At 48.3% G+C, this 20051-nt stretch carries 23 protein-coding genes, 1 pseudogene and 1 riboswitch; all 24 genes and pseudogenes read left to right on the forward strand.

What is annotated here, in order from left to right:
• Window positions 1-109 precede the first annotated feature (109 nt).
• Complete coding sequence (locus tag ABHN01_RS19660; RefSeq protein ID WP_429876922.1) at window positions 110-1327, forward strand: MFS transporter; 1218 nt, start codon at window positions 110-112, stop codon at window positions 1325-1327.
• 189 nt (window positions 1328-1516) lie between these two features.
• Window positions 1517-1681 (forward strand): hypothetical protein, encoded by a 165-nt coding sequence (locus ABHN01_RS19665; protein WP_290400210.1) that lies wholly within the window; start codon window positions 1517-1519, stop codon window positions 1679-1681.
• Between the two features lie 26 nt (window positions 1682-1707).
• On the forward strand, window positions 1708-2226 hold the full coding sequence (locus ABHN01_RS19670; protein WP_429876923.1) for a histidine phosphatase family protein: 519 nt from the start codon (window positions 1708-1710) through the stop codon (window positions 2224-2226).
• A gap of 95 nt (window positions 2227-2321) precedes the next feature.
• Window positions 2322-2744, forward strand: coding sequence for a VOC family protein (locus ABHN01_RS19675; protein WP_429876924.1), 423 nt, complete (start codon window positions 2322-2324; stop codon window positions 2742-2744).
• A 176-nt stretch (window positions 2745-2920) separates the two neighbouring features.
• Window positions 2921-3178: a VOC family protein gene (locus tag ABHN01_RS19680; RefSeq protein ID WP_429876925.1), complete on the forward strand. Its 258-nt coding sequence runs from the start codon at window positions 2921-2923 to the stop codon at window positions 3176-3178.
• A gap of 73 nt (window positions 3179-3251) precedes the next feature.
• Window positions 3252-3383: a hypothetical protein gene (locus ABHN01_RS19685; RefSeq protein WP_429876926.1), complete on the forward strand. Its 132-nt coding sequence runs from the start codon at window positions 3252-3254 to the stop codon at window positions 3381-3383.
• Window positions 3355-4217, forward strand: a pseudogene (locus ABHN01_RS19690) (DUF4003 family protein). The gene ABHN01_RS19685 and the pseudogene ABHN01_RS19690 overlap by 29 nt, the downstream one beginning before the upstream one ends.
• 184 nt (window positions 4218-4401) lie before the next feature.
• Window positions 4402-4623 (forward strand): hypothetical protein, encoded by a 222-nt coding sequence (locus ABHN01_RS19695; RefSeq protein ID WP_290400206.1) that lies wholly within the window; start codon window positions 4402-4404, stop codon window positions 4621-4623.
• 90 nt (window positions 4624-4713) lie between these two features.
• Window positions 4714-4901, forward strand: a riboswitch (cobalamin riboswitch).
• Window positions 4902-5098: 197 nt separating this feature from the next.
• A complete protein-coding gene (locus ABHN01_RS19700; protein WP_429876927.1) occupies window positions 5099-5488 on the forward strand; it encodes a (2Fe-2S) ferredoxin domain-containing protein in 390 nt (129 codons plus the stop codon).
• A complete protein-coding gene (locus ABHN01_RS19705) occupies window positions 5488-6189 on the forward strand; it encodes a High-affinity nickel-transporter (RefSeq protein ID WP_429876928.1) in 702 nt (233 codons plus the stop codon). Before ABHN01_RS19700 ends, ABHN01_RS19705 begins: the two co-directional genes overlap by 1 nt.
• A 1-nt stretch (window position 6190) precedes the next feature.
• A complete protein-coding gene (gene cobJ, locus ABHN01_RS19710; protein ID WP_429876929.1) occupies window positions 6191-7813 on the forward strand; it encodes a precorrin-3B C(17)-methyltransferase in 1623 nt (540 codons plus the stop codon).
• 11 nt (window positions 7814-7824) lie between these two features.
• On the forward strand, window positions 7825-8733 hold the full coding sequence (locus tag ABHN01_RS19715) for a sirohydrochlorin chelatase (RefSeq protein ID WP_429876930.1): 909 nt from the start codon (window positions 7825-7827) through the stop codon (window positions 8731-8733).
• Window positions 8730-9506 (forward strand): precorrin-6A reductase, encoded by a 777-nt coding sequence (gene cobK / locus ABHN01_RS19720; protein ID WP_429876931.1) that lies wholly within the window; start codon window positions 8730-8732, stop codon window positions 9504-9506. Before ABHN01_RS19715 ends, cobK begins: the two co-directional genes overlap by 4 nt.
• Window positions 9506-10153 carry a precorrin-8X methylmutase gene (locus ABHN01_RS19725; protein WP_290400459.1) on the forward strand — a complete coding sequence of 216 codons (648 nt, stop codon included), beginning with the start codon at window positions 9506-9508 and terminating at the stop codon, window positions 10151-10153. The genes cobK and ABHN01_RS19725 overlap by 1 nt, the downstream gene beginning before the upstream one ends.
• Before the next feature lie 3 nt (window positions 10154-10156).
• Window positions 10157-11272: a cobalt-precorrin-5B (C(1))-methyltransferase gene (locus ABHN01_RS19730; protein WP_429876932.1), complete on the forward strand. Its 1116-nt coding sequence runs from the start codon at window positions 10157-10159 to the stop codon at window positions 11270-11272.
• The gene (gene cbiE / locus ABHN01_RS19735; protein WP_429876933.1) at window positions 11256-12464 is read left to right on the forward strand and encodes a precorrin-6y C5,15-methyltransferase (decarboxylating) subunit CbiE; all 1209 of its coding nucleotides are present in this window, start codon (window positions 11256-11258) and stop codon (window positions 12462-12464) included. Before ABHN01_RS19730 ends, cbiE begins: the two co-directional genes overlap by 17 nt.
• A gap of 1 nt (window position 12465) precedes the next feature.
• Complete coding sequence (gene cobI, locus ABHN01_RS19740) at window positions 12466-13167, forward strand: precorrin-2 C(20)-methyltransferase (protein WP_429876934.1); 702 nt, start codon at window positions 12466-12468, stop codon at window positions 13165-13167.
• Entirely contained in the window at window positions 13167-13940 is a 774-nt protein-coding gene (cobM, locus tag ABHN01_RS19745; RefSeq protein ID WP_290400197.1) for a precorrin-4 C(11)-methyltransferase, read from the forward strand. Before cobI ends, cobM begins: the two co-directional genes overlap by 1 nt.
• Complete coding sequence (locus ABHN01_RS19750) at window positions 13937-15064, forward strand: cobalt-precorrin 5A hydrolase (RefSeq protein WP_429876935.1); 1128 nt, start codon at window positions 13937-13939, stop codon at window positions 15062-15064. Before cobM ends, ABHN01_RS19750 begins: the two co-directional genes overlap by 4 nt.
• 20 nt (window positions 15065-15084) lie before the next feature.
• Window positions 15085-16461 carry a cobyrinate a,c-diamide synthase gene (locus tag ABHN01_RS19755; RefSeq protein ID WP_429876936.1) on the forward strand — a complete coding sequence of 459 codons (1377 nt, stop codon included), beginning with the start codon at window positions 15085-15087 and terminating at the stop codon, window positions 16459-16461.
• Window positions 16454-17992: a cobyric acid synthase gene (locus tag ABHN01_RS19760; protein ID WP_429876937.1), complete on the forward strand. Its 1539-nt coding sequence runs from the start codon at window positions 16454-16456 to the stop codon at window positions 17990-17992. The genes ABHN01_RS19755 and ABHN01_RS19760 overlap by 8 nt, the downstream gene beginning before the upstream one ends.
• Window positions 17993-18628, forward strand: a complete 636-nt coding sequence (locus ABHN01_RS19765) for an NAD(P)-binding protein (RefSeq protein WP_429876938.1) — start codon at window positions 17993-17995, stop codon at window positions 18626-18628. It abuts the gene before it with no gap.
• The gene (cobA, locus tag ABHN01_RS19770) at window positions 18621-19385 is read left to right on the forward strand and encodes a uroporphyrinogen-III C-methyltransferase (RefSeq protein ID WP_429876939.1); all 765 of its coding nucleotides are present in this window, start codon (window positions 18621-18623) and stop codon (window positions 19383-19385) included. The genes ABHN01_RS19765 and cobA overlap by 8 nt, the downstream gene beginning before the upstream one ends.
• On the forward strand, window positions 19382-19918 hold the full coding sequence (gene cobO, locus ABHN01_RS19775) for a cob(I)yrinic acid a,c-diamide adenosyltransferase (protein WP_290400191.1): 537 nt from the start codon (window positions 19382-19384) through the stop codon (window positions 19916-19918). The genes cobA and cobO overlap by 4 nt, the downstream gene beginning before the upstream one ends.
• Window positions 19919-20051: the final 133 nt, after the last annotated feature.

The following is a 20051-nucleotide window of genomic DNA, read 5'->3' on the forward strand; positions in this document are numbered from 1 at the left end:
TCCGTCGGGTGCGGATTTATAACCCAATTTTATCCCGTTCCTCGCCATTCATGTTAAAATATGGTGGTAATGTTAAATATGTGTGATGTATCGGGAAAGGGGTAATGGAATGTGGAAGAACCGTAACTTTTTATTACTTATGTTTGGTGTCGCCGTTTCGAGTACCGGTCTATGGGTCGGGATCATCGGCAACCTTGAATTTTTGCAGAAGAACGTAGAGTCATCCTTTTTACAGGCACTGATCATTCTGTCAGGATTTTTGGTCGGGATCTTTCTTGCTCCCATGGCAGGGAGGATCATTGACCGTGGAGATAAGAAGAAAATCCTCATTTATGCCGGTTTGGCCAGGTGCTTTGCAATCGGTTTCATGTACTTGGCCATTGCCTATGAAAATGTCTGGTGGATGCTGATCTACACGTTCATCATTGGAATCGCGGGAACGTTCTCCAATCCCGCCATGCAGACGCTCATTCCGCTGATTGTGAGAAAAGAAGAACTTCTGCAGGCAAACGGTGTATATATGAACATTTTTACAGGTGCAAGAATCGCAGGGACAGCGCTTGGAGGAGCAATGCTCGTCGGTATGTCGCTGACAGCAATGTATACAGTGACACTTGTAACGTATGTTATACTCCTCCTCTCGACTTTTTACATTTCAGTAGAGGGAAAAGTGAAGGAGAAGTCAGCAGACAGAAAGAAAGAGAACTTCTTCACTACGTTAAAAGAACTTTATCCTATCGTGAGAAAACAATCGAAGGTCGTATACGGTATCTTTCTTCTCATACCGCCTTACCTATTTCTTTCTGGTTTTAACTTGATGGTCATCGAGATCAGCCAAATCCAGCACAATCCCGGTATTAAAGGGATTCTCTATACAACAGAGGGGCTTTGTGTATTTCTTGGTACCTTTCTGGCCCGAAAGTTCTTTCGCGAACGTCCGCGGCTGCCGTTTCTGTTTGGCATCACCTTTCTTATCGCGACCGCTCATACATCATTATTTTTAGCGGCTCATCCCGCGATGTCTGTTGTTTCGTTTGGCCTGTTCGGCCTTTCAGCGGGTATGCTTTTCCCTGTGACCACGACTATTTTCCAAACGGACATCCCTTCTGACTATCATGGACGGTTTTTCTCCATTAAAGGAATGACCGACAACATTATCTTTCAGATTCTTATGCTGTTAACCGGGTTATTCCTGGATACGATTGGTTTTGAAAAGATGGTGATCGGCTTCGGGATCAGCTCATTCGTTATCGCTTCGATCATACTGATGCAATACCGGTCGAAAGTGAGCCGAAATAAAAGAAAGCCAGTAATGTTGGCGAAATAATCACTTGTTTGAAGAAAGCCAGGTACCGGCCATTTTTGTAAAGTACATTTAATTCGTTAGAAGGAATATTCTGTAGGACAGAGAAATTAATAAGAGTGATGATGAGGCGCTATTCCGCTTTTTTTCATCATTTGCTGATTTGCTTCATAAGGTAGAGCAGAGAGAGATTAAAAAAAGGAGGTAAGTCTAATGGCTTGGTTCTTGCTGCTGTTGATCGCGGCGGCCGTTATGATTGGATTTTTTGTATATTCCAGCAAAGCAACAAAGACTGCACTCCAAGAGGATGACTCCGTTCGACTTTTAGAATCAGAGAATGCGAAAAATAATAGTTCATACAATGGAGGACCGATGTAACTCGGTTCTTTTTTTAGGAGGTGCTCATGCAGATCTTGTTGATTCGGCACGGGGAATCAGAAGATGATTTTCTAGAAGAAGACTACACAGGCTCAACTGATTTGCCGCTGACACGCCGAGGGGTTGATCAAGTGGACAAAATGGCACTTCGTGTGTGTACAGAACTTCTGCCTGATGTGATTTGGAGCAGTACCCTGATCAGGGCCAGACAGGCTGCTGATCGACTCTCCAAAAAAACAGGCTGCCCGGTAACCTACATAGAGAACCTTAAAGAACAACAGGAAAATGAATCTAAAACTAATTTCAGGCTGAGGGGTGAAAGGAACTTATCATCGATTAAAGAACTTGGCAAGGATATTAAAAGAGTGGCCGTTGTTTCTCATGGAGGCATGATCACACAAATCATTGAAAGCTTCGTGGGGCTGCCTTCCGGCAATACTGTTTGGTTTCACTCTGAAAATACAGGCATGCATCTGCTTGAGTACACTCGTCACGGAAAACTTATCCGATTCACAAATTGCACCTCCCACTTAAAAAATGAATAAGAAAATTTAGGTAGTAGGGTGTTGCACTTATTTTATATCTGTAGTAATATAAACGGGAACATACGTTCGAAAAATAATAAAACGAGGTGTCTGATATGATCGTAGGGCTGTATCCTTATTTAGTAACGAATGGAAATGGTCAAGAAGCTGTTAAGTTTTATGAAAAGGCATTAAATGCGAAGGTTTTATCTGTACAAACTTTCGGCGACCAGCCGGAGAATCCGGAATATCCTGTTCCTGCAGAAGCAAAAGACCGTGTAATGAATGCCCATTTAAAAGTAGGAGATCATGACTTGATGCTATCTGATACGTTCCCGGGGATGCCCTATGAAACTGGAGACCAAGTAACAGTAGCGATCACAATTGACAGCGCCGAAACCTCCAAAGAAATTTTTGAGAAGTTAAAAGAGGGCGGAAAAGTGATCATGGAGCTGCAGGAAACCTTCTGGAGCCCATCTTATGGCCAGCTTAAAGATAAATACGGAGTGACTTGGCAAATCTCAACACTGGGAAAATAAATACATCGTTAAAAAAAAGCTGCCTAGGCGGCTTTTTTTACTTATGTTTGATTCCACTTAAACAGAGTGAGATTTAAAATGGCAAGAGTGGTTGGATCTGAAATGAATAGTCAGGAACCGGAAAAAGCAGCTGCATTCTATTCAAATGTTTTTGGATGGCAGGTGGATGAACCTCGTTGGCACTATCGGTTGTTACCACAGGAGAGGATCGATCAGAAGAAATCGATGGAGGAATAGCAAAAGGACCTCACGATTTTCCGCATGGTACTCGGATTCAAATCGAAGTAGAATCCATTGATGAGGCAATTTCAAAAGCAAAAGAGAACGGAGCGATCATCGTTCGGGAGAAGATGGAATTTGAAGAGTTTTATCTAGCTTACCTGGTCGATCCGGCTAGAATTGGCTTTGGCCTCATTTCAGAAGAAGTTTTATAGGTAATCATTTGAAACTTTCCTATAACAGATCCGTAAATTGGTTTAGTCGGAAATTTGGAAGGGGAGTTAAGGCATGCTGACACCATCCTTTGAACAAAAGCTTACTACATATACCGATATATACAGCCAGCTGAAAACGGCGTTTAAATGGAAAATGAGTGATGATGATCGCTTCCATGTATGTGATCAACGAAAAACCGTTTGATTTAAGGCGGTTTGAGTCATTGAGCGATTATGTTAAAGAACAGGTAGGAGCGTTCAATACGCTAAAGTCTTCCTACCGTTACACAACAGCCGCGATGCTCGATGTGCGTTTTGAGAATTCTGTAGAGAAGTTCCATCGCCTGCTTGAAGTGTACGAAAAGATGGTCTCTGGTAAATTCAGCAGGGGTGCCTCTACTTATATTGCAGCTCAAGTGATGCTGGAGCAAATCGAAAATGGCAGAACGGAGGACATCGAACGAGTTATGCAAGTGTACAAAGGGATGTCATCCAACCATTTTTTTCTTACTTCCAGTACAGATTTTCCGCTGGCCGTCCTTCTTGCAGAACGGGAAGGAACGGTAAACGATTTGATGAAACAGATTGAGTATTTTTATAAATGTCTGAATCAGCAAGGATTTGCGAAAGGGAATGACTTGCAGTTCTTAAGCCACATCCTGTCTCTAGGGGACGAAAATAAGGCGGATGCCCTTAACGAACAATGTACAAAAGTGGCAGATGCCTTCAGAACACAGTGGAAAAAGCCAAGAGCGATGCATTATCCGCTGGCCGGTCTCCTCGCTCTATTAAAAAGGAAGTGGCGACTGTTTTGAAAGCCGCAGACCGTTTAAGCGACGAGAAGCACTTTAAGTGGCATAAAGACATGAATATCCTAATGGTGGCCAATTTCCTACTGAGTGAGAAGATGCATGACACTACCTTGCTCGGGGCCGGAATCTTTGCAGCCATCGAGGCAATCATGCAAGCACAGCAAGCAGCGGCGATTGCAGCCATTGCTGCCACAACTGCAGCTTCTTCCTCGAGTGCAGGAAGCTAGTAACCTTGAAAAAAGAACTGCAGCGCAGTTCTTTTTTATTAACTCACTGCACCAGTCTCTAAGGGGTGTTGCGCTAAATACGCTTGGCTGGGCGGATTATAGAGATCTTTGGATTGAACGCGGGTTGTTCCTTTTTCCTTTTTTCCTGCATAAATTAAGGTACTAAGGAAAAGGGGAAACCACAATGCTCGAGATCTTTTCTGTCATTGGCGCAATCATTGGTTTTGGCGTTATGCTTTGGGTACGTGCACAGCTTAGAAGTGCAAAGGTGTTTCAGAAGATCGTTTCTCAAGATAACGGGATCCTTCTCTTATTCATGTATTTGGCTATTGGAGCGGTTGGATTACTGATTGTGGGAGTATGCTTGAACTACTTATATGAAGTCGGCGGCGGCCCCATCTATTGAGAAATTTGTCGATTAAGTTTTATGCCCAAAATAAAAAACTATTGTGAATATCGTGAAAGTATAGTAGGTTTAATGGCAACGGGATTTATAACTGAATAGAAGTTTAAGAGTGCTCAAGTTTACATTGAGATAATAGGGAAACCGGTGCGAGTCCGGTGCAGCCCCCGCTACTGTAAGCATGGATGATCTTGTAATGAACCACTGGCCAAAAGGCTGGGAAGGAAACAGGAATCAGTTGATATGCGAGCCAGGAGACCTGCTTTTAAATGAGTAATACGATTCTCGGAGGGAGGATGATGTGTTAACATGCAATGGAAATCATGGATTGAATGATTTGGCATGATTCGATATAGGGTGACCTATTTGTCTACTAACCTTCCGTTACCGTTTTATGATGAAACGGTATTTTATTAGGGGGCTGACATATAGAGTCGCCCTTTTTTGCGTGCAAAAAAAATCAAGAGGAAGTGATCTGATGACGACTTGGAACTTAAATGGAACGATGAGCCACGTATTGATCTGCAACGGATCCAGCTGTATGCGGAAAGGCGGCGAGGAAGTCACTCAGGCAATCAGGGACGAAATTAAGAAGCAGGATCTCGATGCTTTGGTGCATACGACAAGAACACGATGTAATGGCCGGTGCAAGGACGCCTGTGTTGCGATCGTCTATCCGGAGGGAGCATGGTATAAAATGCCGGATGAACATGCCGCCCGAGAAATGGTAAAAGGCCATTTGTTAAAAGGAGAAAAGGTGAAAGAGCTCCTCATTTACGAGTACGGTGAGAACGGATTCTCCCTGACAGAAGAAAATGGCTTGACCAAAGGGATTCAAAAGGGAGAAAAAAAGGAGGCTGTCCGCTGATGGAACTTATCACTTTTGCCATGCTTGCGATCTTCATAGGCATGCGTCATGGATTGGATGGGGATCATGTCGCAGCCATTGCAGATATGGTCGGCAGTGAAAAGAAACGGAGACGGCAGCTGTCCCTGGGAATCATGTACGCTCTTGGCCATGGGGCCATCGTCTTTTTTATCGGCCTTCTTTCGATCTATGTGGGAGCGAAGATGCCAGCCAGTGCTCAAAGCTATTTGGAACTCTCGGTCAGTGTCACCTTAATCGTGCTGGGTGCCATCATCCTGCTGTCCATCTTCCAAAGCAAGCAGGACTATAAATATAAAAGCAGACTGGAAATTGTCATGCAATACATAAGAAAGGTCACAGGCTCCCAAAACAAAGAGGATTCCAGCCTGACGAAGTTTGGCATCATCGGAGCTTTTATTATTGGAATCATCCATGGAATCGGTGTAGAAAGCCCGACACAGATCGCTGTTGTCTCACATGCAGCCGGATTTGGGAGTGTTTCCGGTGCAACGGCTCAGCTCGTATTGTTTGTTGTCGGACTGCTGTTCTCAACGATCTGTGTAACGTTTCTGTTCACGTGGGGATTTATGAAGGCGAGCATAAAGAAAGGATTTTACATTGTATTAGGCTGTATAACCGGTTTTTACAGTGTAGGCCTTGGGGTCTATATGATGGCTGAACTGCTCAAAGGAGGATTTTAAATTGAAAGGGAAACTCTTGATCATCGGATTCGGTCCAGGAAGCTATGACCATATTACGGAGCGGGCGAAGCAGGCAATTCAGGAAAGTGACTGCATTGTTGGCTACAAGACCTATGTGGAACTGATCCAGGGGTTAATCACGGATCAAAAGGTGATCAGCACCGGAATGTCAGAGGAAGTCAGCCGGGCGCAGGCTGCGGTCAAACTGGCGGAAGAAGGGAAGAAGGTCGCTGTAATTTCCAGTGGTGATGCGGGAGTTTACGGTATGAGCGGCCTCGTCTATGAGGTGCTTGTTGAAAAAGGCTGGAAAGAAGAAACCGGAGTAGAGGTTGAAGTCATTCCAGGCATTTCTGCGATTAACTCCTGCGCGTCACTGCTCGGCGCACCCGTTATGCATGATGCTTGTACGATTAGCTTAAGCGACCATCTAACGCCGTGGAAATTAATCGAAAAGAGGATTGAGGCAGCGGCACAGGCTGATTTTGTCATTGCCTTCTACAATCCAAAAAGCGGACGCCGTACGAGGCAGATCGTAGAAGCTCAAACCATCCTGCTGAAGCATCGTTCACCGGATACACCGGTTGGGCTGGTGAAAAGCGCATACCGGGACAGGGAGGACGTTGTCATCACTAACTTAAGAGAGATGCTTGATCACGAGATCGGCATGCTGACAACGGTCATCGTTGGCAACTCACAGACCTTTTTGTATGACAGCAATAAACTGATCACGCCAAGGGGCTATCAACGGAAATACACACTGAACACAGAAAAACAGCGGCTGAAACCGCATGAGCGCCTTCGAAAAGAGAATGAACCATGGGCGCTGCAGGACGAGGAACCGGAGAAAGAACATCAGCCAGAAAAAGAGACTCAGAAGGCCTCTGCTCTCGAGTTGGCGACAGAAGCGCTCGCTTTGTCGTCTGGTAATCAAGCGGAACCGCAAAAAGAAGAATCTCCTGTTCCATCCGGTGTGGAATCCATCCTGGAATTTGGAGTGAGTCCGGGCCTCGTGAACAAGAAGTTTACGGCCAAGCAGCTGATGACATTGGCCGAAGTCGTAGGCGAACATGGGGAGATGGAATATACCCCCCACCATCTGATCAAGGTACAGCTGTCGACGGACAAGCCGGAACAGGTGACCGAACAGCTGGAGGCCGAAGGATTTCTGCTGCTGCCGGCAGGTGATGTTCTGCAGATTAAAGCGTGTGATTTTTGTGACGGTGAAAAATATGATTCCATTCCTTATGTGGAGCAGCTGCAGGACGAGCTTGGAGGAATGCCGCTTCCTAAAGAACTGAAGCTCGGCTTTAACGGATGCGGTATGGCTTGCTATGGGGGTGTTCAGGAAGACATCGGCATCGTGTTCCGCAAAGGGAAATTCGATCTGTTCTTGGGAGGCAAGCCTCTGAGCCGGACAGCCCATTCCGCTCAGCCGGTGATGGAAGGAATTGAGCCGGAGAAGCTCGTCGGCATCGTAACGTCCATCATTCAGGAATACGAGGAAAAAGGCCATCCGAATGAACGGTTCTTCAAGTTCTTTAAACGCGTACAACAGGTAGGCGGATTCAAACATAGAGACATGGCCCCGGTCATCGAACTGGAACCTGCGCCATGCGGGGATTGAGGAGGAAAACAATGAACGCAATCTTAATGGTAGGCCACGGAAGCCGTGATGCAGAAGGAAACGATCAGGTGCGGGCATTTATCGAAGGGATTAAGCCAATGGTAAACCATGAGGTGCTCGTAGAAACATGCTTCCTGGAATTTGAGAGCCCAAACATTCACCAGGGAATCGAGGCGTGTGTCAAAAAGGGAGCGACCTCAGTTGCAGTTGTTCCGATCATGCTGCTCCCAGCGGGACATTCCAAAATCCATATTCCAGCTGCGATTGATGAAGCGAAAGAAAGTTATCCGCATGTGAATTTCACGTATGGAAGGCCGATTGGCATCCATGAAGCGGCACTGGATATCCTGAACTGCCGTTTGGAAGAGATTGGAGAAAACACGGACGCTCCCGAGGAAGATACGGCCGTGATCCTGCTGGGCCGCGGAGGCAGTGATCCTGATGCCAACAGCGATCTGTATAAAATCACAAGGCTACTGTGGGAGAAGCTGAATTACAAGATCATCGAGCCGGCGTTCATGGGTGTGACTGATCCGCTCATTGCGGAAGGGGTGGAGCGCTGCATCAAGCTTGGTGCGAAAAAGGTCATCATACTTCCGTATTTCTTATTCACCGGAATCCTGATCAACCGTCTGGAGAAATTGGTGGATGATTTTCAGGAACAATATCCAGCGCATACTTTCCAGCTCGCCCAATATTTTGGATTTCATCCGAACCTGCAAACCATTATTCTAGACCGCATCGAAGAAGTACTGGAAGGGGAAGTGAAGATGAATTGTGATACATGCCAGTACCGTTTGGATGCGATGGAGCATATTGATCATCATCATCACCACGATCATGACCACGGCCATGGGCATCACCACCACCACCACCATCATCATGAACATACTCACGCAGGAGAGGAGCAAAAGGTATGATCCTTTTTCTCGCAGGTACGAGCGATGCGAGGGAGCTCGCATTAACCATCAAGGCGGCGGGATATCCGCTTCTTGCTACGGTCGTAACGGAGAATGCCGCTCGCGAGCTTAAAGAACATGGGCTGGACGTACATACCGGACGGCTGGATCAGGAAGAGTTCGGCACCTTTATTGAAAAACATAAGATCACAGCCGTGGTCGATGCCTCTCATCCGTTCGCTGAGGAAGCGAGCAAGAACGCAATGGCCGGAGCAAAATCAAAAGGGGTCCTTTATATCCGCTATGAGCGGGATACCCAAAGCTATCATGATAACAACCTGCTCCTCGCCGACACATATGAAGAGGCAGCAGATCAGGCGGCAAGGATTGGCGGAGTGGTGATGCTGACGACCGGAAGCAAGACGCTTCAAACGTTTACAGAAAAATTGCTGGATCTTCCGGATACTACTTTAATCGCCCGAATGCTGCCGAGAAAAGACAACATGGAGAAATGCGAGGAGCTCGGGCTTAAGCAAAAAAACATCGTCGCCATTCAAGGGCCTTTTTCCAGAGATTTCAACAAGGCGCTGTTTCAGCAGTTTAACGTTACCGTCATGGTGACGAAGGAAAGCGGCAAACAGGGAGCCGTCGATGAAAAAGTAGAAGCAGCTCTGGAAATGGGCATTCAAGTCGTAATGATTAAACGGCCGAAGATCACGTATGAGAATCGCTATTCGAACTTTGAAGAAATCGTAAATCATATTTCCCGGGAATGGAGAGGAGTATTGGCATGATGGATTTTAAAACGGAATTTAAACCGCTGACCGTCCAGCCGCAGCAAATTGAAGGACGGAGCTTTGAGATGATTGATGAAGAGATTGGAGAGCATCACTTTACAGAGGAGCAATATCCTATCGTTCGCCGTGTCATCCACGCGTCTGCCGATTTTGAGCTCGGAAAGAGCATGCTGTTTCATCCGGATGCTGTCCAGGCGGGCATTCAAGCGATCCGAAACGGAAAAAAAGTGGTGGCAGATGTGCAGATGGTACAGGTCGGTGTGAGCAAGCCCCGAATTGAAAAATACGGCGGTGAAGTGAGGGTCTACATCTCGGACCCGGACGTAATGGAGGAAGCAAAGAGGCTGAACACCACTCGCGCCATCATATCCATACGTAAAGCGATCAAAGAAGCGGATGGCGGAATTTTTGCCATCGGAAACGCACCGACTGCTCTCCTCGAATTGATTCGTCTCGTTAAAGAGGGAGAAGCGAAGCCGGGTCTGGTGATCGGACTGCCCGTCGGTTTCGTATCAGCGGCAGAATCGAAAGAAGAATTGGCGAAGCTTGATATCCCTTATATTACGAACCTTGGACGCAAAGGCGGCAGTACGGTTACGGTTGCCGCATTGAACGCGATTTCCCTTCTTGCAGAACAGGTCTAAACCATGAAGAGCAAGACGGCAGAAAAGGATAAAAAGAACCTCCGGCAGGGCTATACGACGGGGGCTTGTGCCACAGCAGCCACCAAGGCTGCCCTGACGGCCCTCATTACGGGAGAGCCGCAATCCGAAGCGACGATCTACCTGCCTGTAAAGAAGTTTGCCACCTTTCAGATGGACAGCTGTTTCATGAGAGCGGGAGCAGTGGAGGCCGGCACGGTCAAGGACGCTGGAGATGATCCGGATGCCACCCATCAGGCGCTCATCAAATCCGAGGTGTCCTGGACGGAGGGAAAGGAGATCATACTCGACGGCGGAGTTGGTGTGGGAAGAGTGACGAAAGAAGGGCTGCCGGTTCCTGTCGGTGAAGCCGCGATCAATCCAATTCCAAGAAAGATGATCCGTGAAACGGCGAAAGAGGTGCTGGACGCCTTTGGTGTTGAAAAAGGAATCAAAATCGTCATCTCGGTACCGGATGGAGAAGAGATCGCCAAGAAGACGCTGAACGGAAGGCTTGGCATCATCGGAGGCATTTCCATTCTTGGCACAAGAGGCATCGTCATTCCCTTTTCATCTGCAGCCTATAAGGCCAGTATCGTTCAGGCGATCTCAGTCGCAAAAGCAAGCGGCTGCCGGCATGTGGTCATCACCACCGGCGGGCGCAGCGAGAAATACGGAATCAAGGAGTATCCGGAACTACCAGAAGAAGCATTCATTGAAATGGGAGACTTTGTCGGTTTTACGCTAAAAGAGTGTAAGAGGCAGGGCATGGAACACATATCCATGGTCGGGATGATGGGGAAATTCTCGAAGGTCGCCCAGGGAGTCATGATGGTCCACTCCAAAAGCGCGCCGATCGATTTTGGGTTTCTCTCTTCGGTTGCTGAAAGAGCCGGTGCAAGTGAGGAGCTTGTTCAGCAGGCAAAGGAGGCAAACACGGCATCACAGGTCGGTGATCTCATGGCAGCGAACGGTGTCACTTCCTTTTTTGACGAGCTTTGTGCAAGCTGCTGTGACAACGCACTGAAAGAGATGAAGGGCGGCCTTACGGTGTCCACCAGTTTATATACGCTAAAAGGAGATTTTTTGGGAAAGGCGGAACGACATGACAGCCAGGATTAAAATCATTGGAATCGGTGATGGAGGAGCAGCGGGGCTTCTTCCGAAATATCAGGAGATGATTCAGGAAAGCGAACTGCTGATGGGCGGGGAGCGCCAGCTGTCCTTCTTCCCGGAATACAAAGGGGAGAAGGCAGTCATCAAGGGCGGGCTTAAGCAGATGACGGAACGATTGAAGCAGGAAGAGAGGAAGACGGTCGTTCTTGCATCAGGAGATCCGCTCTTTTATGGCATCGGCAGTTATCTTTCCAAGGAGACAGAAGTGGAGATTCATCCGTATATGAGCTCTGTTCAGCTCGCTTTCTCCAGGATGAACGAAAGCTGGCAGGACGCTTATGTCACGAGTGTCCACGGCCGCAGCATGAAGGGGCTGGCCCAGCGCATTGACGGAAAGAAGAAGGTGGCGCTTTTAACCGATGCGGAGAATAGACCAGCTGCGATCGCCAACTATCTTTTATCATTTGGCATGACAGAGTATACAGCGTTTGTCGCAGAAAATCTGGGTGGGAGTGAAGAGCGCTGTACCCGTCTCACACTGGAGGAAATGGCCGATTGGGAAGGCTCGCCGCTGAACGTCGTCATTTTAAAACAGCGGTCAGAAGGTCCAACATGGGGTTTTGGCATAGAGGATGAGGAGTTTTTTCAGCGGAAGCCGGAAAAAGGCCTGCTCACCAAAAAAGAAATCCGTATATTGAGCCTTGGAGCGCTCGGACTGAAAGAAGACAGTACGATGTGGGACATCGGGATCTGTACGGGTTCTGTAGCGATTGAAGCGGCCAAGATTGCCCGTGAAGGTGCTGTATTTGGCATTGAAAAGAACGAGCATGACCTGGAAAACTGCTATGAAAATATGAAAAAATTCCGTGCCGACCTGACTGTCGTCCAAGGAAAGGCACCCGAGAGGCTGGACGAATTCCCGGCTCCCGACGCGGTCTTTATTGGGGGAACAGCCGGAGGCATGGACGGAATCCTGGACGTTTGCTGCAGCCGCCTCAAGCCTGGCGGAAGAATTGTTCTGAACGCGGTAACGATCGAAAACCTCGCTCAGGCGGTGGAAGGATTCAAGAATAGAAGCTATGAGACTGCCATCACGCTTACCCAAGTATCCAGAAGCAAGCCCATCTTAAATTTAACGAGATTTGATGCATTGAATCCGATTTATATCATTACAGCCACAAGGAAAAAAGGAGATTAATATGGTTGGAACGTTATATGGCCTTGGTGTTGGCCCGGGTGATCCGGAACTATTGACGGTAAAAGCCTTCCGAAAGCTGAAGGAATCACCGGTCATCGCTTATCCAAAGAAAAGAAAAGGCACAAAGAGCTATGCCCACAAGATTGTCGATGTTTTTCTGAAGCAGGAAGAAAAAGAGATGCTCGGCCTCGTTTTTCCGATGACGAAGGACCCTGTCATTCTGGAGAGGGAATGGTCCAACACGGTGGAAGCGGTCTATGAAAAGCTGAGCGAAGGAAAGGACGTCGCCTTCGTCACAGAAGGAGATCCTCTCCTGTACAGCACATTCATACATATGATGAACATGATGAAAGAGCGTCACCCTGAGGTCGCCATTCAAACTGTTCCAGGAATTTCGTCCATCAATGGAACAGCCTCCGCACTTGGCCTTGCCCTTGCAGAAGGGGACGAGCATGTGGCGATCATTCCGGCTCGTGATGACTACGAAACGATGAAAAAAGCGATCGTAGAGAATGATTGCATCTTTTTTATAAAAGTAGCGAAGGTCATGCCGCTCATGCTGAAAATTTTACGAGAGCTTGATCTGATAGACAAAGCATCCGTTGTGACAAAAGTAACCTCCGAGGAAGAGGTGATCTGGAACATGGATGAGCTCGATCATGCTGAGCTCGAATACTTAACATTAATGGTGGTGAGAAAATAATGAAAATAACGATTATCGGAGCAGGCCCCGGTGATCCGGACCTCATTACAGTGAAAGGGCTGAACGCTCTTCAGGAGGCGGATGTCGTCATGTACGCCGATTCGCTCGTGAGCGAGGCGCTCATTGAGAGGGCAAGTGAGGATGCAGAAGTCATCAAGACGGCTGGCATGCACTTGGAAGAGATGGTCGGGAAGATGGCCGAATACGTAAAAGAAGGCAAAAAGGTAGCAAGGGTTCACACCGGCGACCCTGCGGTTTACGGAGCCACCCTGGAACAGATCTCTTTGTTGAAACGGAAAGGCATTGAGGTGGAGATCATCCCTGGGGTCAGCTCAGTGTTTGCTTCTGCAGCCGCAGTCGGTGCCGAACTTACGATCCCTGATCTGACACAGACGGTGATCCTCACGAGAGCGGAGGGACGCACGAAAATGCCGGAGCGGGAGAAGCTCAGAGATCTCGCGAGTCATCATTGCACGATCTGTCTGTTTCTTAGCGCAACGCTGACAAAGAAGATCGTGAATGAATTCCTGGAAGCCGGCTGGAGCAAAGAGACACCGGTCGCTGCCGTGTATAAAGCTTCCTGGCCGGATCAGAAAATCGTACGAACGACGCTTGAGAGCCTGGATGAAGATTTGAAGCAGAACGGCATGAGAAAACAGGTCATGATTTTGGCCGGCTGGGCGCTGGATGAAAACATTCACGAGAAGGATTTCCGTTCCAAGCTGTATGACAAGACCTTTACCCATGGCTTCCGAAAAGGAGTCCCATCATGAATCATGTGCTTCAGGAAGGAATCCAGCCCGAGGTTCGAACAGCCAATGATTATGCGCTCGTCGCCATTACAAAGCATGGTGTGGCACTGGCACGGAGGCTGCAAGGCCTCTTTCAGTCGTCTGATCTGTACTATATGAAGAAATTCGAAAAGGGGGATGAACAGGAGAAGAACATCCAGATGTTTGAAGGCAGTGTCCGCCTGCTTCTGCCCTCTCTCTTTAAAAACTATAAAGGCATAGTACTCGTTATATCCCTGGGGGCGGTCGTCCGGATGATAGCACCGCTGTTAAAGGACAAAAAGACCGATCCCGGCATCGTCGTGCTGGATGATAAAGGGCAGTTTGCCATTTCGGTCCTATCCGGTCACCTTGGCGGGGCTAACGAGCTGACAAAGGAAATCGCAGCATTAATTGGAGCTGAGCCGGTCATCACGACTGCTTCGGATGTACAAAAGACGATTCCGGTCGATCTGTTCGGCAAACGCTTCGGCTGGGTGTGGGATTCAGCAGAGAAACTTACACCCGTGTCAGCATCGGTTGTGAACGAAGAACACGTTGCTGTCATTCAGGAATCCGGAGAAAAGGGCTGGTGGGAGCATGACCGCCCGCTTCCGGCCAACATCAGGCCGTACCCATCCATCGCTGAAGCACTTCAGCATCAGCCGGATGCCGCCCTGGTCATCACACACCGCCACCTAAAGGAAGAGGAAAAAAGGATATTGGACAACGGAGTGCTCTACCGCCCGAAAGTCATCATTCTCGGCATGGGTTGCAACCGCGGAACAGCTGCGGAAGAAATACAGTCTGTCATTCAGGAAACGCTGGATGAACTGAATCTTTCTGTGAAAAGTGTAAAAGGGATTGCAACGATCGATCTGAAGAAGGACGAAGAGGGGGTATTGGAGACGGTTGAGAAAAATAATTGGAGCTTTGTCTGTTATACACCCGATGAGCTGAATGCGATTGAAATTTCCGATCCGTCTGAAACCGTTCATAAGTATACGGGTGCTTACGGCGTAAGTGAACCGGCGGCCCGTCTGGCCAGTGGTGCGAGCTCTCTTGAATTGGTGAAAAAGAAGTCAGGCAACGTGACCATATCCGTGGCCGTCATTCCATATCAATAAGCAAACAGGAGGTGAACAGGATGAGTGAGAGAAGAATTATGATCGCTGGAACCGGAAGCGGTGTCGGGAAGACAACGCTTACAATCGGGCTCATGAGTGCATTGCAAAGCAGGGGATACACCGTTCAGGGCTTTAAATGCGGCCCGGATTATATTGATCCCACCTACCATTCAGCGGTAACCGGGAGGACTTCGAGAAACCTGGACAGCTGGATGATGAAAGATGAGGCAGTAAAGGAGATTGCCCGAAGAGGGAGTGCCGGTGCTGATCTCTCCATCATCGAGGGGGTCATGGGCTTTTATGATGGAAAGGACCCGAGATCGGACGCGGGGAGCACGGCAGAAATCAGTGTGATCACGCAAAGTCCAGTCCTGCTCGTCGTCAACTGTGCCAGTATGGCGAGAAGCGCTGCTGCCATCGTCAAAGGTTTTCAAAGTCTTTCTGAAGAGGTGAATATCGCTGGAGTCATCGCAAACCGAGTGGGTTCCAAGGGACATTACAAGCTGGTGAAAACGGCCATCGAACAAGAATGCGGTGTCCCGGTCATCGGCTATCTGGAAAGGAATGACGACTTAAACATACCGGAACGGCACCTCGGCCTCATCCCATCCATCGAGCGAGGGGATTTGGATTCGTTCTTTGAAAAACTGGGAACGCTCATTGAACAAACGATCGATTTGGACCGCCTGATGGAGCTGGCGGAAACGTCAGTGATGGATGGAGGAATCGAACCTTCCATCTTTCAAAAACGAGAGAATCCTTCAATAAAACTCGCGGTGGCAAAGGATGCTGCCTTTAACTTCTACTATCAGGAGAACCTCGAACTGCTCGAATCATACGGGGCAAAGGTTCAGTTCTTCTCCCCCCTTAATGGAGAAAAGGTGCCGGCAGATGCGGAAGCGCTTTATCTTGGCGGAGGCTTTCCCGAGGAGTTCGCTAAGGAATTAGCGGGAAATAAAGAAGTAAAACAATCCGTAAAAGAGGCGATTGCGGCTGGCCTTCCGACATTGGCGGAGTGCGGCGGATTCATGTATCTGACGGAGGAGCTTCAAACAACAGACGGAAAGTGCTACCCGATGGCTGGGATCATACCTGGAAGAGTGGTTATGCAAAACAAGAGGGCGGCTCTCGGCTACAGGGAGATCACCGGGAAACCGGGAAACTTTCTGTTGGAGGACGGCCAAACAGCAAAAGGCCATGAGTTTCACTATTCCACGTATCACTCCGATCAGGACGTCCCGTATGCCTACAAGACGAAAGGCATGAGAGGAAGCAAGGATGAAGGCTGCATGATGGGCAATCTGATCGCAGGATACACTCATTTCCATTTTGCCTCCTTTCCGCAAATGGCGCAAAACTGGATAAAGCAATGTCTGGAGCGGAAACAGTATGTGTAAACAACCTCTTTCCCTCATGATTCAAGGTACGCATTCTGATGCAGGAAAGAGCGTGATCACCACCGCCTTTTGCCGTATTTTTGCTCAGGCTGGGCTTCAGACAGCACCATTCAAGTCACAGAACATGGCGCTGAACTCTTACATAACGATCGATGGCAAGGAGATTGGAAGAGCACAGGGCGTCCAGGCAGAAGCAGCAGGTGTCGAGGCGACGACGGACATGAACCCGATCCTGATCAAGCCGAGCCGGGAGAACGATTCACAGATTGTCGTCCATGGCAAGCCCTATCAAAACATGAATGCCTTCCATTACCGCGAGGCATTTTTTCATACAGGTCTGAAATTGATTAAAGATTCACTGGCTGCACTCTATGAATCGTTTGATTGTATTGTCATCGAGGGTGCGGGAAGTCCCGCTGAAGTGAATCTGAATGACAGGGAACTGGTGAACATGCGTGTGGCGCAGATGGCAGAGGCGCCAGTCATCCTTGTTGGTGATATTGAAAAAGGCGGCGTTTTTGCAAGTTTGGTAGGAACCCTGCAGCTTCTTTCTGATCGGGACCGGGAACGGGTGGCCGGAGTCATCATCAATAAGTTCCGCGGTGATATCAACCTGCTGAAGCCGGGCCTTCACTGGTTCGAGAATTACAGTGGAAAGCCTGTACTCGGGGTTATTCCGTACCTCCCAGGCTTGACGATTGAGGCAGAAGATTCGGTAGTCCTCAAACGTTACAGACGGGAAAGGGATGACACAAAGAGCCTGGACATTGCTGTTATCCAATATCCGATGATCTCAAACTTTACCGATATTGATCCGTTCTTTGCGGAGCCTGATTGTTCGGTCCGCTTCGTCACACATGGGGATCAGCTGGAGCATCCGGATCTTATCGTCCTGCCCGGCAGTAAAAACACGATCGAGGACTTGCTTTTTCTCCAACGCAGCGGACTTTTTGATAAAATAAAACATAACGATATACCCACAGTAGGAATATGCGGCGGCTATCAGATGCTGGGCCGGTGCGTGAGTGATCCTGAACAGGTGGAAACCCCATTAGGAAATGCGGAAGGATTTGGGATGCTCCCAATACATACAGAGCTGTCGTCAGAAAAAACAACGATTCGTTCAAAAGGCACTGCCCTATACGGTGAGAAATGCTATGACTTGGAGGGCTATGAGATTCATATGGGAGTCTCCCGTTCAACCGAAAGTCTGAATTCCTTTATCCAAACCGCAAACGGGGAGACAGACGGAGCGAAGAGTGAAGATGAGCGGATCATCGGTACTTATTTTCATGGATTGTTCCATAACGATGAGTTTCGAACGGCTTTGCTCAATTCTGTCAGAAAGCGAAAAGGATTAGACGAGGTGAAGGATCCTGTCAGATTCAACGCCATGCGAGAGGAAAGCTTTGATCTCCTCGCCGAACATGTACGAGAGCATGTGGATCTGGACAAGATTTATCAAACCATGAGAGACTACAGTAATAAACGGCTCTTGATGCAGGAAAGCAGTGGACAAGGAGTGAAGTAGATGAGCCATTACTATCCGATCATGCTGAACATCCAAGGGAAAAAGGCCATAGTCGTAGGCGGCGGCATCATCGCTGAACGTAAAATCCGGGGGCTGCTTGAAGCTGATGCGGATATTACGGTGATCAGTCCTGTCGCTACAGAACAGATTTCACGATGGGCGGCCGATCAGCAGATCCAATGGAAACAAAAGAATGTTGAACCGAGCGATACGGATGGGGCGTTTCTCGTCATTACGGCTGTCAACGAGCCGGCCGTCAATCAAAAAGTACAAGATTCGGCCGATCCAGAGCAGCTGCTGTGCCGGAGTGATGATCAAACGAAAGGAAACTTTATCCTGCCTTCTCTTTTTCGCCAGGGAAAGCTGACGGTTGCTGTCTCCACTTCAGGCGCGAGCCCGGGACTTGCCAAAAGAATTACAAAAGAACTTTCTTCAAGCTACGACGAGTCCTTTGGTGAATACCTTGAGTTTCTGGATCGTTGCCGTATCCATGTGAAGTCAGTGATTAGAGAGCCAGAACGAAGGAAAAGCATTTTAACCCAAATTCTTGATCAAGAGTTTCAGGATATGAGCGGCCAAGAAAGAGAGCAGCGTTTTCTGGCATTATGCTCGGAAGGAGGAAGGGAAGATGAATAAAGGCAAAGTATATCTTGTTGGAGCGGGTCCAGGGGATCCGAAGCTCATTACGGTATATGGGATGGAATGCATCCAAAAGGCAGACGTCATTGCCTACGACCGCCTTATCAATAAAGAACTGCTGAACTATGCCAAACGGGACGCAGAACTCATCTATTGCGGAAAATTGCCTGGAAAGCACGAACTCATCCAGGAACAGATCCATGATCTGTTAGTGGAAAAAGCGATGGAAGGGAAGACCGTTACCCGTTTGAAGGGAGGCGACCCGTGTGTGTTCGGAAGAGTGGGGGAAGAAGCGGAAATTCTCGCCGGGCATGATATCCCATTCGAAATTGTACCTGGTGTAACGGCAGGCATCGCCGCGCCAGCCTACGCGGGAATCCCTGTCACTCACCGGGATCATGCCGGTTCGTTCACCATTGTCACCGGCCATGGCCGAAAGGAGAAGGGACAGGATTTCATCAATTGGCGGGCGCTCGCTGAAGGAAGCGATACGATTGCTTTTTATATGGGCATCGGGAACTTGAAGAACATCTGCAAAGAACTCGTCAGTCATGGGAAAAGTCCCGATACTCCTGCGGCCGTGATTGAATGGGGGACTACCCAACACCAGCGGACGGTCACCGGTACACTTGCAACGATTGAGCGTGAGGCCGAGGCAGCGGCCATCTCCCATCCGGCCATGATCATCGTCGGCGAAGTCGTTCAGCTGCGGGAGAAAATCAGATGGTTCGATAAAGTGAATGTGTTTGCATGAGCCAGCGGGGGATGACTTTGGTGTATACCGGCCATGGAAAAGGAAAAACAACGGCGGCTCTCGGTCTGGCACTCCGGGCAGCAGGGAGGGGCAAGAAAGTCCTCATCCTTCAATTTATCAAATCACCAACCCGCACATACGGTGAAAAGCTGATGTTTGACAAGATCGGCATCGAAATGATCCAGACCGGTGTCGGGTTTACATGGACGAAAACACCTGAAGAGCACCGCGAAGCGCTCCAGGCCGCTTGGAAGCTGGCAAAGGAAAAGCTGTGCTCTACTCAGTACGATGTAATCATCCTCGACGAAATCAATAACGCCCTTTCGATCGAGAAGTTTCCGGTCGATGATGTCCTGCCACTCGATGAGGTCGTTGACAGTATCAAAAATCGGCCTTCAGGCATGAACGTCATTTTGACGGGAAGAAACGCGAAACAAGAGATCATTGACATCGCGGACCTTGTGACGGAGATGCAGCCGGTCAAGCATTATTATGATGAAGGAATTCCTGCCATTAAAGGGATCGAATTTTAGGCAGGAATGATCAATTCAATTAAATAGTTAAAGCCTGCTTATCAAATGATAGGCAGGTTTTTTTATCGTAAAAACCGAAAAGTTTGCTTATTTTTGTTTACAAAACATCCATGCGGGTACTTAATCCACAGCA

The sequence above is a fragment of the Fictibacillus sp. NRS-1165 genome (assembly GCF_050468105.1).
Classification (GTDB): domain Bacteria; phylum Bacillota; class Bacilli; order Bacillales; family Fictibacillaceae; genus Fictibacillus_C; species Fictibacillus_C terrinigri.

Excerpts from the sequence above, each read along its gene's own strand:
- ABHN01_RS19675 (WP_429876924.1), top strand. The coding sequence starts at position 2,322 with ATGATCGTAGGGCTGTATCCTTATTTAGTAACGAATGGAAATGGTCAA.
- ABHN01_RS19685 (WP_429876926.1), top strand. The coding sequence starts at position 3,252 with ATGCTGACACCATCCTTTGAACAAAAGCTTACTACATATACCGATATA.
- ABHN01_RS19660 (WP_429876922.1), top strand. The coding sequence starts at position 110 with ATGTGGAAGAACCGTAACTTTTTATTACTTATGTTTGGTGTCGCCGTT.
- cbiE (WP_429876933.1), top strand. The coding sequence starts at position 11,256 with ATGACAGCCAGGATTAAAATCATTGGAATCGGTGATGGAGGAGCAGCG.
- cobM (WP_290400197.1), top strand. The coding sequence starts at position 13,167 with ATGAAAATAACGATTATCGGAGCAGGCCCCGGTGATCCGGACCTCATT.
- ABHN01_RS19695 (WP_290400206.1), top strand. The coding sequence starts at position 4,402 with ATGCTCGAGATCTTTTCTGTCATTGGCGCAATCATTGGTTTTGGCGTT.
- cobK (WP_429876931.1), top strand. The coding sequence starts at position 8,730 with ATGATCCTTTTTCTCGCAGGTACGAGCGATGCGAGGGAGCTCGCATTA.
- cobA (WP_429876939.1), top strand. The coding sequence starts at position 18,621 with ATGAATAAAGGCAAAGTATATCTTGTTGGAGCGGGTCCAGGGGATCCG.
- cobI (WP_429876934.1), top strand. The coding sequence starts at position 12,466 with ATGGTTGGAACGTTATATGGCCTTGGTGTTGGCCCGGGTGATCCGGAA.
- ABHN01_RS19750 (WP_429876935.1), top strand. The coding sequence starts at position 13,937 with ATGAATCATGTGCTTCAGGAAGGAATCCAGCCCGAGGTTCGAACAGCC.
- ABHN01_RS19700 (WP_429876927.1), top strand. The coding sequence starts at position 5,099 with ATGACGACTTGGAACTTAAATGGAACGATGAGCCACGTATTGATCTGC.
- ABHN01_RS19665 (WP_290400210.1), top strand. The coding sequence starts at position 1,517 with ATGGCTTGGTTCTTGCTGCTGTTGATCGCGGCGGCCGTTATGATTGGA.
- ABHN01_RS19705 (WP_429876928.1), top strand. The coding sequence starts at position 5,488 with ATGGAACTTATCACTTTTGCCATGCTTGCGATCTTCATAGGCATGCGT.
- ABHN01_RS19715 (WP_429876930.1), top strand. The coding sequence starts at position 7,825 with ATGAACGCAATCTTAATGGTAGGCCACGGAAGCCGTGATGCAGAAGGA.
- ABHN01_RS19765 (WP_429876938.1), top strand. The coding sequence starts at position 17,993 with ATGAGCCATTACTATCCGATCATGCTGAACATCCAAGGGAAAAAGGCC.
- ABHN01_RS19670 (WP_429876923.1), top strand. The coding sequence starts at position 1,708 with ATGCAGATCTTGTTGATTCGGCACGGGGAATCAGAAGATGATTTTCTA.
- ABHN01_RS19725 (WP_290400459.1), top strand. The coding sequence starts at position 9,506 with ATGGATTTTAAAACGGAATTTAAACCGCTGACCGTCCAGCCGCAGCAA.
- ABHN01_RS19760 (WP_429876937.1), top strand. The coding sequence starts at position 16,454 with ATGTGTAAACAACCTCTTTCCCTCATGATTCAAGGTACGCATTCTGAT.
- cobO (WP_290400191.1), top strand. The coding sequence starts at position 19,382 with ATGAGCCAGCGGGGGATGACTTTGGTGTATACCGGCCATGGAAAAGGA.
- ABHN01_RS19730 (WP_429876932.1), top strand. The coding sequence starts at position 10,157 with ATGAAGAGCAAGACGGCAGAAAAGGATAAAAAGAACCTCCGGCAGGGC.
- ABHN01_RS19755 (WP_429876936.1), top strand. The coding sequence starts at position 15,085 with ATGAGTGAGAGAAGAATTATGATCGCTGGAACCGGAAGCGGTGTCGGG.